Below are 17,248 nucleotides of genomic sequence, written 5' to 3' on the forward strand. Positions count from 1 at the left end.
TTTTAACAAATTTAAAAAGAAAAAAGCAAATCAATTAAAATAAAGCCTCATTCATTTCTTTTGGAATTTTTAATCCTAAAATTTTTAAAACACTTGCAGCTATATTACTAAGCCCCATATTATTTTTAATTTTTCTTACTCCATTTGCCTCTACAAATACAAAAACATCAAAGGTTGTATGATTGGTAAGCAGATTACCTTCTTCATCTTGCATAGCTTCACAATTTCCATGATCGCTTGTAACAATGAAAGCATAATTATTTTTTCTAGCATATTCAATTACTTCACCTAAACAAACATCTACAGCTTCTACAGCTTCAATAGCTGCATTAAAATTCCCAGTATGCCCTACCATATCTCCATTAGCAAAATTAACAACGATAAAATCTTCACCCTGATTGATTCCTTTCTTTACAACTTCACATACCTCAAAAGCACTCATTTGAGGTTTTTCATCGTAAGTTTTAACTTTAGGACTTGGAATTAAAACTCTTGTTTCATTTTCCAATAATTCTTCTTTACCACCATTAAAGAAAAAAGTAACATGGGCATATTTTTCTGTTTCTGCTGTATGAAGTTGAGTTAATCCTGCTTTAGAAACTATTTCAGGTAAAGTATTGTGAATTTTTTCTTTTTGAAAAATTACAGGAATATTAAAATTATCGTCATAGACACTCATAGTTAATAAATTTTTAAAGATTTTATCTCGTTTAAACTCTTTAAAATCTTTAAAATTTAGTGCTTCAACAAGCTGTTTCATTCTGTCATTTCTAAAATTAATAAAAATCAATCCATCATCTTCATCAATTCCTTTATAATCTTTATGTTTAATCGCCTTTATAAATTCATCCGTAACTTGTTCTTGATAACTCTGCTTTATATATTTTATAAAATTATCAGTACTTTGACTTTTACCTATTAAACATTGATAATATTCTTCAATTCTATCCCAGCGTTTATCCCTATCCATTGCATAAAAACGTCCACACAGAGTTGCAAAACAAATTTCTAACTTATGACAATATTCTTGCAAATTTTCAATAAAACCTATAGCACTTTTTGGATCCACATCTCGTCCATCAGTGATTGCATGAGCAAAAACCTCATTGCCATTTTTAGCGCAAATTTCAAGCAAAGCATTAAAATGCGTGTCCATAGAATGCACTCCACCATTACTATAAAGACCTATAATATGGATTCTTCTACATTTTTCTAATAAACTTTTTAAATTGAAATTGTTTTTAAGTTGATCATTTTTAATAGCTTGGTTAATTCGTACTAAATTTTGATAAATAATCTGTCCACTACCTATACACATATGACCTACTTCGCTATTGCCCATTTGACCTTCGGGTAAACCTACCGCCAAGCCACTGGTTTTCAATAAAGAATAAGGCACCTCTTTAAAAAGCTTTTCATAAGTGGGTTTTTTTGCCATCTCAAAAGCATTAAAATTTTTATCTTTATTAAAACCTATTCCATCTGTAATCACTAAAATGCATTTTTGTTTCATTATTATAAACTTTATAAGAATTTTTTTGGTTACATTTTAATAAAATTAAGCTTTCAAAAACCAAAAAAAGGTTCAATTTGTATTATCTTTCTGATTTAAGCAATTATGCTTTTTTTACTTATATTAGTGTGCGTGCTGGTTTTGCATTTTTTATTGCTTTATGTTTGTCTTTATTTTTAATGCCTAAATTTATAGCTTGGGCAAAAATTAAAAATGCTAATCAGCCTATTTATGAACATGCCCCTGAAAATCATAAAGTAAAATCACATACTCCAACTATGGGTGGCCTTGTATTTATATTTTCTGCCCTCTTAGCAAGTTTATTGTGCATAAGATATGAAAATATTTTCGCTATAAGCGCTTTACTTTGTCTTACTCTTTTTTGTCTTATTGGTCTTATTGATGATCTGGGTAAGGTTTTAAAAAAAAATAATCACTCAGGACTTAGTCCAAAAATGAAACTTTTAGCTCAAATTGGTGCTAGTTTAATTTGTGTTTTACCTTTATATTTTAGTCCTCAATTTAATACCGAATTTTATATTCCATTTTATAAGTATCCTCTTTTTAATATGGAAATTTTTGCACTTTTCTTTTGGATTTTAGTCTTGATCTCAAGTTCTAATGCTGTAAATTTAACCGATGGACTTGATGGCTTAGCAACTGTACCTAGTATTTTCTCTTTATCAACTTTAGGCATTCTTCTGTATTTAAGCGGAAATTTTAACTATAGCGAATACTTGCTTCTACCAAAAATTCAAGGTTTAGGCGAAGTCAGTATTATTTGTGCTGCGCTCATTGGTGCTTTAATGGGATTTCTATGGTATAACTGTTACCCCGCCCAAGTTTTTATGGGAGATAGTGGAAGTTTGGCAATTGGAGGATTTATAGGATTTTTAGCCATAATCAGCAAAAATGAAGTTTTACTCTTGCTTATAGGTTTTGTCTTTGTTCTTGAGACTATTTCAGTTATTTTACAAGTGGGAAGCTTTAAAATTTTTAACAAAAGAGTCTTTAAAATGGCACCTATTCATCATCATTTTGAAAAAGTAGGATGGGTGGAAAATAAAATCATAGTACGCTTTTGGATGATCGCTTTTCTTACAAATTTGCTCGCACTTGCATCTATAAAGTTACGCTGATGAAAATTTCTCTTTTTGGATATGGAAAAACAACACAGGCTATAGCAAAAAATCTTGCTAATAAATTTGGTGTTTTTAATATTTATGATGATCATTTCAAAAACACAGCTCAAGACAAATTAGGTAATTATCTTTTAAACCCTAAAGATTTTGATCAAAATTCAAGCGATCTTGAAATTCCAAGTCCAGGTTTTCCGCCAAACCATGCATTAATAAAAAAAGCAAAAAATTTACAAAGCGAATATGACTTTTTTTATGATGCTATGCCAAGATCTGTTTGGATTAGTGGTACAAACGGAAAAACAACAACCACGCAAATGACAACGCATTTATTATCACATGTAGATGCCATAATGGGTGGAAATATCGGCATTCCTTTAGCTGAACTTGATACTCATGCTAAACTTTGGGTGCTTGAAACTTCGTCTTTCACTCTTCATTATACTCACATTGCCAAACCCGAAATTTACGTTCTTTTGCCTATAAGTGTTGATCATCTTTCGTGGCATGGAAATTTTGAAAATTATGTCAAAGACAAACTGAGTGTTTTAGAAAGAATGAATGAATGTGATATAGCAATTTTACCAAAAATTTATGAGAATACCCCTACTAAAGCGTATATTATTTCTTATGAAGATGAAAAAGATTTAGCAAATAAATTTGGTATTAATATAGATAAAATTTCTTTTAAAAGTCCTTTTTTACTAGATGCTGTTATGGCTTTAGCTATAGAAAAAATTTTATTAGATACTTTAAGTTATGATTTTTTAAATCAATTTACCCTTGAAGAAAACAAACTTGAAGAATTATTTGATGCCCAAGGAAGACTTTGGGTAAATGACACAAAAGCAACCAATGAAAGTGCTGTTATGGCGGCACTAAATCGATACAAGGATAAAAAAATCCATTTAATTATCGGTGGAGATGATAAGGGTGTGGATTTAAGTGCTTTATTTAATTTTATGAAAAAATTTGACATTACACTTTATGCTATAGGTATAAGCACGAAAAAAATGCTTAATTACGCCGAAAATGTTGATATAAAAATAATCAAATGTGAAATATTAAGCAAAGCTGTAGAAGAAATTTCAAAAGTTCTTCAAAAAAATGAAGTCGCTCTTTTAAGTCCCGCTTGTGCCAGCCTAGATCAATTTAGTTCTTATATAGAACGCGGAAAAACTTTTAAAGAATGTATCAATAAAATTTAATTTTAATATTTTTATTATATTAATAAAAGCCGAAAAATAACAAACCGATGAAAATTTTCAAGCAAAGATAAAAAATTTCCAAACCCCTATGCAAACAGAAAACAAAAACAAAGAAAACTTATAAAAATAATATAAAAAACAATTTTAAAGCTTGGTGATAAAAAATTAATTACTAAAATAATATTACAAATTTATATATGATTAAAATAAAAATTTTTAAAACACTAAAATTCATTATAAATATTTTCAAACCCTTAAAAATTGAGACTTTAAAAAAATTTAGTTTAACAATCTAAAATAAATATATTACATTTTAAAACAAGGAGCTAAACTATTGAGTGTTGTAGCTTTAAGTGCTTTATTGTCAAGTTCTGCTTTTGCAGAAGATATTCTTGCTAAAGTCAGTAATGGAGTAATTAGTGATAATAGTGCAGGTGTTAAAGTTCTTAACCTTGATGAGATAAAAGAGGTTAAGGGTGGGTATTATTTTAAAAGAGCCCCAAATTTTGATTATGGCACAGGCATTAGAAGTTATGCTTATATTGTAACTGATGCAGATAATAGTCAGTTGCAAATAAGTTCAAATAGCACTGTTCTTGCTAAATACCGCTATGTAAATAATCAAAAAGAATATTATTTGCAAAGCTATAACAATGGAACTTTAGGGACAATTTTTCCTAATTATTCTACAAGTTGGGGACAATATGCTATGGATATCATGAGAGATTTCAAAAGCAAATATTAATTCTCACTCTCCCTGTTCCACTTATCCAAAGCGGAACACTTCTTGCTTATATTTATTTATAAGATATTTAGATTTGAAGGCAGAACAATTCTAAAATCAAAGGAATAAATATGAGTATCTTTAGCATCAATGATAACTCAAACTATAATTCTATACTTTCACAAGCAAAAGCCAATAAAGAAAGTAAAGAAAATTCTAAAATAAGTTTTGCTAATGCTTTTTTAAAACAAAATGCCACTAAGTTAAATGAAATTCAAAGTGCAAATTCACAAACTCTAGCAAGAAGTGAAGTATTAAATTCTACTAATACAACAAATACTAGCAATAATACTAATTTTAGTATAAGTAGTAAAACAAATTCTCCTAATTATAATATATCAAGTGAATTTAAAAACTCTATTTATACTCTAAAATATAAACAAGCAGATATAAGTAATAATACAGCCTATGGTTATAGTGTAGATAAAGATGGCTATATGGGAAGTGATTTTAATAAAGCTGCAGGATTGCCAAAAGATTTTAAGATACATAAATCTACTTTGGATGAGATAGAGAGAGTAGCTGAAAATAACTTTTATAATGCAAAAATAAAAGAATATCTAGGTGTGGATAAATATTATGATAATATAGATATGGCAAATACTATTAAACAATACTATAATCAATTTAATCAAATTATAAATCATACTTTTAACGATACCAATAAAACAAGTTTTAGCAAAGCGGATTTAGAACAATTGCCTAAAGGACTAAATTATGGTCGTAATGATAATCAAGAAAAAGTTGTAAAAAATATATTCAATGCAGAACAATTTCACGAAGCACAAGCGATTAAATATTCTACTATGAATTTGGGTATGAACCTTGTAAAACTTGACTTTTCTCCACAAAGTATGGAGCAAGGTCCTTCGCTAGAAGGTGGTTTCAATCCTGATATGTCAGTTTATCCACAAAATGAAGATGGAAGTTATTCTAAAGAAGCTTTATTTGTGAGTTTTTTAAAGTCTACAGGTGTGTCACTAAGAGAAGGTAGTGCTACTTTAAATCCTAGAATAGAAAGTTATCAAGCAACTATGGCTAAAGAAAGCTTTGATGGATCATTAGCTTCCTTAGATGACATCATGACAGGTAAGGTTGATTTTGCAAGTTTATTAAAAGGCTATGCACAAGATGGTTGGCTTGACGCAGATATTTATGCAATGGAAAAAGGAATTAAATGGCAAAATCACATAGGTTATGGTGGAGCTTGGTTTGATAATCAGTTTAATCAAGCAAAAGCTAATGGCTGGAAAGCAAGCAGTGAAAGTATAAATTCTTTTGTAAATAATATAATGGATAGACTTAATAATCTTATAGGACAAACTAGGGTTTAGGTTAAATTTTAAAAACTATTTTTTACAAACACCTATCTTATTAAATCATTAAATAAACTAAAATCCTAAACTAAAAACTCCTATATACAATCAATTCACAAACTAAAACAACAAAAGCTAAAACATACAAAGTATTCAAATAAAAAAATAAAAGGCTAATTTAACAAGATCCATAAAACTCATTTTTTAATAAGACTAACCCTAAAAAGCTTAACTATACAAGACTAACTTAACGATAACAACCAAGAAAAACAAAAACTAATCAAACATTAGCTAAAGAAACAAGATAAAGCTACACAAGCAAATACAAACCTTAAACTAAATTCTTTTATTAAATAACCAAATCAAAGATATAAAAAATAAAGATTAAACTAAATCAATCAAACATTAGTTAAAAACTATAATCTAAATTAAGACACAAATAAAAACCTTAAACCAATTAATAACTTAAAAAGTAAAATAAATCTATATAAATAACTAAGCAAACTAACATTAACTAAACTTATTATATTAAAAAGAATAAAAGATTAAATAAAGATTATAATTAAGAAGTAGAATAATAACAAGTCCGCAATGAGCTACTTTCCCCTGCCAGTAAGGCGTAGTATCATCACCCACGATGTGCTTAGCTTCTTGGTTCGGGATGGAGCAAGGCGTTTCCACATCTGTATAATCACGGACATTGTTATTTAAATATTCTTATTAAAAATACTTAAAAAACAATGTTAAAAGCAAGTTAAAAACTTTACTCTTTCTTTTTAAGGTAAAAACCTTAACAAGGAAGTGATGCTTATTAAAAAGATAAGCCAAACGCTCTATTAGTACTGGTCAGCTAAAAGACTTTCATCCATTACACACCCAGCCTATCAAACTAGTAGTCTTCTAGAGAGCTTAGAGAAGATTCATCTTAGAGTTGGCTTCACGCTTAGATGCTTTCAGCGTTTATCCTTTCCAAACTTAGCTACGCTGCGATGCTCTTGGCAGAACAACAGCTACACCAGTGGTTTGTTCAACCCGGTCCTCTCGTACTAGGGTCAAATCTCTTCAATCTTCTTACGCCCACGGCAGATAGGGACCGAACTGTCTCACGACGTTCTGAACCCAGCTCGCGTACCGCTTTAAATGGCGAACAGCCATACCCTTGGGACCTGCTCCAGCCCCAGGATGCGATGAGCCGACATCGAGGTGCCAAACCTCCCCGTCGATGTGAGCTCTTGGGGGAGATCAGCCTGTTATCCCCGGGGTACCTTTTATCCTTTGAGCGATGGCCCTTCCACACAGAACCACCGGATCACTAAGACCGACTTTCGTCTCTGCTTGACTTGTATGTCTTGCAGTTAAGCTGGCTTATACCTTTATACTCTACAAACGATTTCCAACCGTTTTGAGCCAACCTTTGTAAGCCTCCGTTATTATTTGGGAGGCGACCGCCCCAGTCAAACTACCCACCAGACATTGTCCCACTTGAGGATAACTCAAGCTGGTTAATACCCAAATAAGAAAGAGTGGTATCTCAACAATGGCTCATATACAACTGGCGTCATATACTCAAAGCCTCCCACCTATCCTGCACATTCTTATCCAAATAGCAGTGTCAAGCTGTAGTAAAGGTCCACGGGGTCTTTCCGTCTTGCCGCGGGTAGGAGGAATTTTCACCTCCACTACAATTTCACTGGATCCCTCTTTGAGACAGCTCCCATCTCGTTACGCCATTCATGCAGGTCGGTATTTAACCGACAAGGAATTTCGCTACCTTAGGACCGTTATAGTTACGGCCGCCGTTTACTCGGGCTTCGATCAAGAGCTTCGCTAATGCTAACCCATCAATTAACCTTTCGAGCACCGGGCAGGCGTCACACCCTATACATCCTCTTACGAGTTAGCAGAGTGCTGTGTTTTTGGTAAACAGTCGGGAGGGACTCTTTGTTGTAAGTTTCTTCGCTTTCGGAGTAAATCCTAGTACGAAGCGAACCACACCTTATACCGAAGATACGGTGCTATTTTGCAGAGTTCCTTAAAGAGAGTTCTTCCACGCGCCTTAGAATACTCATCCCACCCACCTGTGTCGGTTTACGGTACGGGCAACATTAGCTAAACTTAGAAACTTTTCTTGGCTCGACGGCATCAGCAATTCTTCTATCCATCCGAAGACTTCAAAAAGCCTGTCAGTTCTCGGAGTATTCTTATACGGATTTGCCTGTATAAGCTCCTACAACCTTCGACTAGCACTTCCATCCGCTAGCTTGCTTAGCCCTAAGCGTCCTTCCATCGCACACTAATGTTGGTATTGGAATATTAACCAATTTGCCATCACCTACCCCTTTCGGACTCGGCTTAGGACCCGACTAACCCTACGATGACGAGCATCGCGTAGGAAACCTTGGGTTTACGGCGTTAATGATTCTCACATTAATTATCGCTACTCATGCCTGCATGCTCACTTCTATTCGCTCCAGCACTCCTTACCGGTATACCTTCGACGCAAATAGAACGCTCTCCTACCACTTGACAAAGTCAAGTCTACAGCTTCGGTACTTACTTTAGCCCCGTTATATTTTCCGCGCAAAATCACTAGACCAGTGAGCTATTACGCTTTCTTTAAAGGATGGCTGCTTCTAAGCCAACCTCCTGGTTGTTTAAGTAACTTCACATCGTTTTCCACTTAAGTAAGATTTAGGGACCTTAGCTGGTAGTCTGGGTTGTTTCCCTCTTGACGACGGATTTTATCACTCGCCGCCTGACTGCTGTGATTACATATAAGGTATTCGGAGTTTGATAGGGTTTGGTACATTGGTGTATGCCCTAGCCCATTCAGTGCTCTACCCCCTTATACTACGACACAACGCTATACCTAAATATATTTCGGAGAGAACCAGCTATCACGAAGTTTGATTGGCCTTTCACCCCTATCCACAAGTCATCCCGGGGCTTTTCAACGCCTATGGGTTCAGTCCTCCACTAGTTCTTACACTAGCTTCAACTTGCTCATGGATAGATCACTTCGTTTCGGGTCTGCAGCATCTGACTAAGCGCCCTATTCAGACTCGCTTTCGCTACGGCTTCGCGTGTGCTTAACCTTGCCAGACACCACAACTCGCAGGCTCATTATGCAAAAGGCAGTCCATCACCCTGGTTTGCACCATAGGGCTCTGAATGATTGTAAGCAAATGGTTTCAGGTTCTATTTCACTCTGATCACCTCAGTTCTTTTCACCTTTCCCTCACGGTACTTGTGCACTATCGATCTGGTATTAGTATTTAGGGTTGGATCGTGGTCGACCCAGCTTCAGACAAAATTCCACGTGTTTCGCCCTACTCAGGATACTGCTAGCTAAAGTTTGGTTTTCGCATACGGGACTATCACCCTCTATGGCTATACTTTCCAGAATGTTCTGCTAACCTCACTTATTGCACATTGCAGTCCTACAACCCCCAATGCAAGCATTGGGTTTGCCCTCTTACGCTTTCGCTCGCCGCTACTGACGTAATCTCTATTGATTTCTTTTCCTGAGGGTACTAAGATGTTTCAATTCCCCTCGTTCGCTCCTATATTAGGTAATGTATATCTCTATACATTGGGTTGCCCCATTCGGAAATCTACGGATCAAAGCTTCTTGACAGCTCCCCGTAGCTTATCGCAGTCTAGTACGTCCTTCATCGCCTTTACCAGTCAAGGCATCCACCATTCGCTCTTAGTAGCTTACCTTTTTACCTTTTTTAGTTGATTCTAAAACGCATCACTTCCTTGTTAAAGTTTTTATAATAAGACTTCTTTAATATCTGTCTTAAGACGGAAAGCATTTAAACACTTATATTAAGCAACAATATAAGCTGTGAAGTTTAAAACTTATTCTTTAAAAAAGAAATAAAGAAAGAAAATTAAATATATTTTTTAATTTTTTATTTAAATATTTATTTATGATAAAAAATAATTAATAAAGCACTAAAAACATTAATTTTAAATTCTTTTTAGTTTTTTAAAGAAAAAGACAGTGAAGTTTTATTCTTTAACAAGTTCAGTAAAATTGTTTTTAAAACTTGCTTGTGACTCTTAACATTGGTAAGTAAAAGAACATTTAGGTTTAAAACCTAAAATAAACATATAAAATATTATTTTAGTTTTTAAATCAATTTATATACTTATTTTAGGTTTTAATTTCAAATCTTAATTTAATGGTGGGCCTAACAAGACTTGAACTTGTGACCTCACCCTTATCAGGGGTGCACTCTAACCAGCTGAGCTATAGGCCCTTATCATGGTGGAGAATAGCGGGATCGAACCGCTGACCTCCTGCGTGCAAAGCAGGCGCTCTCCCAGCTGAGCTAATTCCCCATAAATTAGCTTTTCATCAATCTTTGAAATCTAAACAAGGACGATTGAGTTTATATGAAGTAATAGTTGTGAGACTTATTACTTTGTACTCTAGAAAGGAGGTGATCCAACCGCAGGTTCTCCTACGGTTACCTTGTTACGACTTCACCCCAGTCGCTGATTCCACTGTGGACGGTAACTAGTTTAGTATTCCGGCTTCGAGTGAAATCAACTCCCATGGTGTGACGGGCGGTGAGTACAAGACCCGGGAACGTATTCACCGTAGCATGGCTGATCTACGATTACTAGCGATTCCGGCTTCATGCTCTCGAGTTGCAGAGAACAATCCGAACTGGGACATATTTTATAGATTTGCTCCACCTCGCGGTATTGCGTCTCATTGTATATGCCATTGTAGCACGTGTGTCGCCCTGGACATAAGGGCCATGATGACTTGACGTCGTCCACACCTTCCTCCTCCTTACGAAGGCAGTCTATTTAGAGTGCTCACCCGAAGTGTTAGCAACTAAATACGTGGGTTGCGCTCGTTGCGGGACTTAACCCAACATCTCACGACACGAGCTGACGACAGCCGTGCAGCACCTGTCTCTAAGTTCTAGCAAGCTAGCACCCTCATATCTCTATAAGGTTCTTAGGATATCAAGCCCAGGTAAGGTTCTTCGCGTATCTTCGAATTAAACCACATGCTCCACCGCTTGTGCGGGTCCCCGTCTATTCCTTTGAGTTTTAATCTTGCGACCGTACTCCCCAGGCGGTACACTTAATGCGTTAGCTGCATTACTGAGATGACTAGCACCCCAACAACTAGTGTACATCGTTTAGGGCGTGGACTACCAGGGTATCTAATCCTGTTTGCTCCCCACGCTTTCGCGCCTTAGCGTCAGTTAAGTTCCAGCAGATCGCCTTCGCAATGGGTATTCTTGGTGATATCTACGGATTTTACCCCTACACCACCAATTCCATCTGCCTCTCCCTCACTCTAGATTACCAGTTTCCCAAGCAGTTTAATGGTTAAGCCATTAGATTTCACAAGAGACTTGATAATCCGCCTACGCGCCCTTTACGCCCAGTGATTCCGAGTAACGCTTGCACCCTCCGTATTACCGCGGCTGCTGGCACGGAGTTAGCCGGTGCTTATTCCTTAGGTACCGTCAGAATTCTTCCCTAAGAAAAGGAGTTTACGCTCCGAAAAGTGTCATCCTCCACGCGGCGTTGCTGCGTCAGGGTTTCTTCCATTGCGCAATATTCCCTACTGCTGCCTCCCGTAGGAGTCTGGACCGTGTCTCAGTTCCAGTGTGACTGATCATCCTCTCAGACCAGTTAAGCGTCATAGCCTTGGTAAGCCATTACCTTACCAACTAGCTGATACTATATAGTCTCATCCTACACCGAAAAACTTTCCCTATTCAACTTATGTTAAGTAGGAGTATGGGGTATTAGCAGTCGTTTCCAACTGTTGTCCCCCAGTGTAGGGCAGATTAACTATACCTTACTCACCCGTGCGCCACTAATCCACTTCTAGCAAGCTAAAAGCTTCATCGTTCGACTTGCATGTATTAGGCACGCCGCCAGCGTTCACTCTGAGCCAGGATCAAACTCTCCATAAAAATTATAGAAAAGTTTAATCTTTTTCTTCAAAGAAAAAGTATTTAATATATTTTAGATTAATAAAGAAAACTTTATTAACCCTAATAATTAATATAAATTTTGATTTATTATTGATTATAAAATAATAAATCTATTAATCTGGCTCAATCGATCACTTATTTAGATTTCAAAGATTGACTATAAGATTTGAATAACAATATTAAATTAAAAGAACAAAAACAAAAAATCTTTTTAAATCATTAAAAAATAAAATACTTTTTAATTTTTTAAATTAAAACATTTATAATGATTATATGAGAAGTTTTATTTTTAATAATAACTTTAAAATAAAAAATATTTTAATAATTATAAATTAAAGCAAAGCTTTAATTAAAAATTAAAACTATAATTTATTCTAAAATATTTATGAAACTTCTTTTAAGATTTTAAGCCCTTCTAAAAAAGGAAATGAAAGTATAACTAATTAAGCTTAAAGGGGGTTTAAAGTGTCAATAAGTTTGGAAGAAATTTTGAATTGTTTATTTATTTTTTTGAAAAACTATATTTTATTTTAAATAAATTAAAGAAAACTTGCAGGAATTCCTATTTTAGTAAAGATTGAAGATGATACACGTTTTCCACATTTTGTAGTGATTATAAATCATAAAGGTAATTATTTACAAATACTTGATCCAAGTTATGGAGAATATATCAGTTCTAAAAGAGAATTTTATAGTGTTTGGGATAGATACAATAAAGGTGGATTTGCTTTAGTTGTTAATCCTAAAAAACAACTCAAAGATTACAAACTCAATCTACCCAAATCTTTAAATTTTGAAATAGAACATTTTGGATTTTATTAAAATCCTTAATTAAAAGCCTAAACCCTAGTTTGTCCCAAAAGATTATTAAGTCTATCCATTATAGAATTAACATAAGAATCTATACTTTGGCTACTTGCTTTCCAGCCATTAGCTTTTGCTTGATTAAGCTCTCTTTCAAACCAAGCTCCACCACCATAACCTATGTGATTTTGCCATTTAATTCCTTTTTCCATTGCATAAATATCTGCGTCAAGCCAGCCATCTTGTGCATAGCCTTTTAATAAACTTGCAAAATCTACCTTGCCTGTCATGATGTCATCTAAGGAAGCTAATGATCCATCAAAGCTTTCTTTAGCCATAGCTTCTTTGAAAGATTTAACTATAGGATTCATTGTGGTATTGCCACCTTTTAAAACATCAGCACCCGTTGATTTTAAAAAACTCACAAATAAAGCTTCTTTAGAATAACTTCCATCTTCATTTTGTGGATAAACTGACATATCAGGATTAAAAATATATTTGTTTGATGTATTTTGAGTTTGCATACTTTGTGGAGTGAAATTTAATGGTTGCAATCCCACGTTAATACTTGCAATCGTTCCTAATTGTTCCATTTCATCGTATTGTTCTTGAGTATTATAATAATTTGTTATAGTTTTGCTTTCCAAATTTAAAGGCGAAGCAAAATCAAAATCTCCTACTGACATACTTACACCCTTAGGTAAACTATTTAAATCTACTTCGGTAAAACTTGTTTTATTCGCATTGTTAAAAGTGTGATTTAATATCTCATCAAATTTGTTATAATATTGTTTTATAGTATTTGCCATATCTATATTAGAATAATAACTGCTTACTCCTAAATAATTAGCTGTATGAGCATTAAAATCTGTATTATACCTATATATCTCATCCAAAGTAGATTTATGTATCTTAAAATCTTTTGGCAATCCTGCAGCTTTATTAAAATCACTTCCCATATAGCCATCTTTATCTACACTATAACCATAGGCTGTATTATTACTTATATCTGCTTGTTTATATTTTAGAGTATAAATAGAGTTTTTAAATTCACTTGATATATTATAATTAGGAGAATTTGTTTTACTACTTATACTAAAATTAGTATTATTGCTAGTATTTGTTGTATTAGTAGAATTTAATACTTCACTTCTTGCTAGAGTTTGTGAATTTGCACTTTGAATTTCATTTAACTTAGTGGCATTTTGTTTTAAAAAAGCATTAGCAAAACTTATTTTAGAATTTTCTTTACTTTCTTTATTGGCTTTTGCTTGTGAAAGTATAGAATTATAGTTTGAGTTATCATTGATGCTAAAGATACTCATATTTATTCCTTTGATTTTAGAATTGTTCTGCCTTCAAATCTAAATATCTTATAAATAAATATAAGCAAGAAGTGTTCCGCTTTGGATAAGTGGAACGAAATAATTAGCAATAAATATTTTTATTTAAATTTTAGAACACTCAATTGTTTTTTCATTGTAAATAAGCAATTGATTATTAAAATTACTGAATTTAGGAATATAAGTATATCCACTTAAAGAATCTATCACTATACAAATTTGACGCTTATATTTAGATGTTAATCGAATGATACAATTTTTACCACTTTTAGCTAAATTTTTATCATAAGGGCTTTTGGAATTTTTAAGAGGAGAGTATAATCTTCCCATCTCATCAAAAACAATTCTTGTAGAGCCACTACAAGATCCTTTAAATTCAACTTTTTCTATATCAAAAGTTTTGAAAATATTAAATCTTTTGGTTACTTTTTCATCATTCTTATCAATTACTCCGCTTTGACCTGAATTCATTAATTTTTTAGGATTTAAAATATCTATAGCAATTTCTCTATCAATATTAATATCTGTTTTACCTAAATTTGCATTTCCATCGCCATTTTTATCCAAAAAAATAGTATAAGTTTGCTCATAATCAGTCGCTGCAGATTTAATAAAATAAAGTTGCCATCTGCTTTTATACCATTCTCTTTTAGCTACTGCTAAATCTGAATTTCTAAAGCTTTCTTGCATCATAGCTAAATTTCTAAGATAGTTTATATCATTAAGAATTTGCTTTGCACCTAAAATCAGTCTATCTTGCTTTATATTAATTTTAGCTATAGAAATAATAATACCTAAAATAAAAATAACCAAAACAAGTTCTAAAAGAGTAAAAGCTTTATTTAAAGCTTTTAATTTGATATTTTTTTTCAAATTTACCTAACTTTACTTTGATTATTTTTTGATTTTCATTATTTTCTTTATCATTTTTTATAGCACTTAAATAAAAGATATTGCTATCTTTAATTCCATAAAATCTCAATCTTTTTTGCAAAGAATCAGAAACTCTTATTGCGAAAATATTTTGTTTTTTTAATTCTTGACTTAATTCTTTAGCAAAATGGTAATTATTTGCAAAATTTCTTTTAGGATTTGAAACTATATAATATAGAAATTGATTTCCTATAATAACAAAATAGCAAAATAGTAAAAAAATTGCTGTACATTCTATAAAAATCTTATATTTTAATCTAAATATAGGTAATCTTACTCGATAGCTTTCCATAAGAGTTTTTACCATCAAAGGGGTGCAAATAACACAAAAAGGGAGAAAATCTTCCAAGTAAAGCTTTTGCCTCAAGGAAAGCAAAGAACAAAAAATAAAAGTAATACTCATCAAAAACCAAAGCAAATTTTTTTTCTCTCTAAACATTAAACGATAAATAACATAAAAAAAATAAATAAAAACAAGCGGAGAAAAACAAGCGGAGAAAATTCCTAAGGTATCTAAAAAATACCCTCTTGGACGCCCGCTTATATCAAAACCATAAAAACTGATATTGATCCCAAAAAGTATTAAAGATAAATTCAATAAAAGAACATCTTTTTTATAAATTCCAAAAAAGAAAAAGGTTAAAAATAAAATATTAAATGATTTATCTACACATAAAGACAAAATCAAAAGAAGATAAAAAAGCCATTTTTTTTCATACTCATAAGCACAAAGTATTGCCAATGTTAAAAAAATAACTATAGCGGCCTCATTAACCAATAAAGCACTCGCAACAGTCCCTGGAAGTAAAATAAAAAGCAAAAGCGAAAGAAAAGTATCTAAAGGCGTTTTTGTATATTTTTGTGCTAATTTATAAAGTAGAAAACAACTTAAAAAATGAAATAATAAAATAGGAAATCTTAAGCCAAAATCATTGTTTCCTAAAATAAAAGTCCCAAAATGAGTGATATAATAAAGTAAATCATGGGAAAAAAATAAAAGAGAATTCCTTTCTCCAAAATAAATTTCAGCCTCATCACTACCAATACTTAAAGTAGAAATTCCATACAAAAGGGCTAAAAAATCAAAGATCAACAAAATAATAAAATGTGTTTTTTTAATTTTTTTCATAAAATTAATTCTAACAAATTAATCTTAAATTATAAATTTAGCTTAAAGCTGATATTATTCATTTTAATCAAGATATATAAATCATAAATTTTCGATTTTATTTAAGGTTAAAATGCAGATTATTACTCAAATTTATACAAATAGTATTGAAATCAAAAAATCAACCTTTTTAGCCTTTCTTTGCCCTTATGAACATTTTAAAACGCTTTTAAGCGATTTAAAACAAAAGCACCTAAAAGCCGTACATTTTGTTTATGCTTATAGATATTTAAATAATTTTAATCAAATTGTAGAAGATAAAAGCGATGATGGAGAACCTAAGGGAACTTCTGGAATGCCTTCTTTAAATGTTTTAAGAGGTTTTAATCTGATCAATACAGCTGTTATTGTAGTAAGATATTTTGGGGGAATAAAACTTGGAACAGGAGGGCTTGTAAAAGCCTATAGCGATGCGGTTAATGAAGTTATTTTTCATGCAACTTTAATACCTTTTGAAATTAAAGAAAAAATTGAAATTGCTATCAATATAAAAAATCTTGGACGTTTGGAATATTTTTTAAATTCAAACACTTTAAAATTTGAACGCAATTTTATAAATGAAAGAGTTATTTTAAGTTTTTATGTTAATGCTAATGAAAAAGAAAAATTTGAAATATTTTGTAAAAATTTTACACCTTTGGAAATACAAAGACAATAAAGCCCCTTAATGGAGCTTTAATCAAATTGCATTTAGCAAATCATTTAAAAGACTACTATTCTTTTGTTCATTCTGATTTACAAGATCATTATGTACACTTGCACTTTGAGATCTTAAAGAAAGCTCTCCTTCATTTTGCCTAAAGCGATAAGCATACACATTTGAATTTTGTGCATATGTACTTAAAGAATGATTTGAATTTAAATTCTCATTATTAATTTTAGAATCTAAATTCTGCGAATTCTCATTCTCGCCTAATCTATCTAAAAGACTTGTGAAATCAGAATTAGAAGAATAATCCTCGACTTCTTTATCGACTTTTTTATATTGACCACTGATAGCATCATATTCATATGAGCTTATGGTTTTATAACCTACTTGCATAACTTTCTCCTTTCAAAATA

At 32.3% G+C, this 17,248-nt stretch carries 10 protein-coding genes, 2 tRNA genes, 3 rRNA genes and 1 pseudogene; 6 read left to right on the top strand and 10 right to left on the bottom strand.

The window, feature by feature from the left end:
* Positions 1–34: 34 nt before the first annotated feature.
* The gene (gene gpmI, locus ACD570_RS07010) at positions 35–1,513 is read right to left on the bottom strand and encodes a 2,3-bisphosphoglycerate-independent phosphoglycerate mutase (protein ID WP_337204895.1); all 1,479 of its coding nucleotides are present in this window, start codon (positions 1,511–1,513) and stop codon (positions 35–37) included.
* 77 nt (positions 1,514–1,590) lie between these two features.
* On the opposite strand from gpmI, the gene mraY reads away from it, so the two are divergent.
* The 4 genes from mraY to ACD570_RS07030 all read left to right on the top strand — a co-directional run bounded on the left by mraY (position 1,591) and on the right by ACD570_RS07030 (position 5,978).
* Positions 1,591–2,652, top strand: coding sequence for a phospho-N-acetylmuramoyl-pentapeptide-transferase (mraY, locus tag ACD570_RS07015; RefSeq protein ID WP_337199908.1), 1,062 nt, complete (start codon positions 1,591–1,593; stop codon positions 2,650–2,652).
* Positions 2,652–3,860: a UDP-N-acetylmuramoyl-L-alanine--D-glutamate ligase gene (gene murD, locus ACD570_RS07020; protein WP_417904262.1), complete on the top strand. Its 1,209-nt coding sequence runs from the start codon at positions 2,652–2,654 to the stop codon at positions 3,858–3,860. Before mraY ends, murD begins: the two co-directional genes overlap by 1 nt.
* Positions 3,861–4,194: 334 nt before the next feature.
* Positions 4,195–4,605 (top strand): hypothetical protein, encoded by a 411-nt coding sequence (locus ACD570_RS07025; RefSeq protein WP_417904263.1) that lies wholly within the window; start codon positions 4,195–4,197, stop codon positions 4,603–4,605.
* A gap of 110 nt (positions 4,606–4,715) precedes the next feature.
* Complete coding sequence (locus ACD570_RS07030) at positions 4,716–5,978, top strand: Cj0814 family flagellar-dependent secreted protein (protein WP_417904264.1); 1,263 nt, start codon at positions 4,716–4,718, stop codon at positions 5,976–5,978.
* 565 nt (positions 5,979–6,543) lie between these two features.
* On the opposite strand, the gene rrf is transcribed toward ACD570_RS07030, so the two are convergent.
* The 5 genes from rrf to ACD570_RS07055 all read right to left on the bottom strand — a co-directional run bounded on the left by rrf (position 6,544) and on the right by ACD570_RS07055 (position 11,917).
* Positions 6,544–6,659, bottom strand: a 5S ribosomal RNA gene (gene rrf, locus ACD570_RS07035).
* A gap of 116 nt (positions 6,660–6,775) precedes the next feature.
* Positions 6,776–9,683 (bottom strand): 23S ribosomal RNA (locus ACD570_RS07040).
* Between the two features lie 468 nt (positions 9,684–10,151).
* Positions 10,152–10,228 (bottom strand) — tRNA-Ile (locus ACD570_RS07045).
* A gap of 6 nt (positions 10,229–10,234) precedes the next feature.
* Positions 10,235–10,310, bottom strand: a tRNA-Ala gene (locus tag ACD570_RS07050).
* A 94-nt stretch (positions 10,311–10,404) separates the two neighbouring features.
* Positions 10,405–11,917 (bottom strand): 16S ribosomal RNA (locus tag ACD570_RS07055).
* The 16S, 23S and 5S rRNA genes sit together here with 2 tRNA genes alongside, the layout of an rRNA operon.
* Positions 11,918–12,484: 567 nt before the next feature.
* On the opposite strand from ACD570_RS07055, the pseudogene ACD570_RS07060 reads away from it, so the two are divergent.
* A pseudogene (locus tag ACD570_RS07060) lies at positions 12,485–12,760 on the top strand (cysteine peptidase family C39 domain-containing protein); the annotation flags it as partial.
* 17 nt (positions 12,761–12,777) lie between these two features.
* Here the strand turns inward: ACD570_RS07060 and ACD570_RS07065 are convergent.
* The 3 genes from ACD570_RS07065 to ACD570_RS07075 form a co-directional block, all read right to left on the bottom strand.
* A complete protein-coding gene (locus tag ACD570_RS07065) occupies positions 12,778–14,067 on the bottom strand; it encodes a Cj0814 family flagellar-dependent secreted protein (protein WP_417904265.1) in 1,290 nt (429 codons plus the stop codon).
* 123 nt (positions 14,068–14,190) lie between these two features.
* A complete protein-coding gene (locus tag ACD570_RS07070; RefSeq protein WP_200283560.1) occupies positions 14,191–14,958 on the bottom strand; it encodes a prepilin-type N-terminal cleavage/methylation domain-containing protein in 768 nt (255 codons plus the stop codon).
* Positions 14,924–16,147, bottom strand: coding sequence for a glycosyltransferase family 39 protein (locus ACD570_RS07075; protein ID WP_337196511.1), 1,224 nt, complete (start codon positions 16,145–16,147; stop codon positions 14,924–14,926). The genes ACD570_RS07070 and ACD570_RS07075 overlap by 35 nt, the downstream gene beginning before the upstream one ends.
* Before the next feature lie 112 nt (positions 16,148–16,259).
* On the opposite strand from ACD570_RS07075, the gene ACD570_RS07080 reads away from it, so the two are divergent.
* Positions 16,260–16,844 carry a YigZ family protein gene (locus ACD570_RS07080; protein ID WP_337206871.1) on the top strand — a complete coding sequence of 195 codons (585 nt, stop codon included), beginning with the start codon at positions 16,260–16,262 and terminating at the stop codon, positions 16,842–16,844.
* A gap of 21 nt (positions 16,845–16,865) precedes the next feature.
* Here ACD570_RS07080 and ACD570_RS07085 read toward each other — a convergent pair whose 3' ends face one another.
* Positions 16,866–17,228 (bottom strand): hypothetical protein, encoded by a 363-nt coding sequence (locus ACD570_RS07085; RefSeq protein ID WP_200283551.1) that lies wholly within the window; start codon positions 17,226–17,228, stop codon positions 16,866–16,868.
* Positions 17,229–17,248: the final 20 nt, after the last annotated feature.

Source organism: Campylobacter sp. LH-2024 (assembly GCF_048270605.1).
GTDB classification, from domain to species: Bacteria; Campylobacterota; Campylobacteria; order Campylobacterales; family Campylobacteraceae; genus Campylobacter_D; species Campylobacter_D molothri.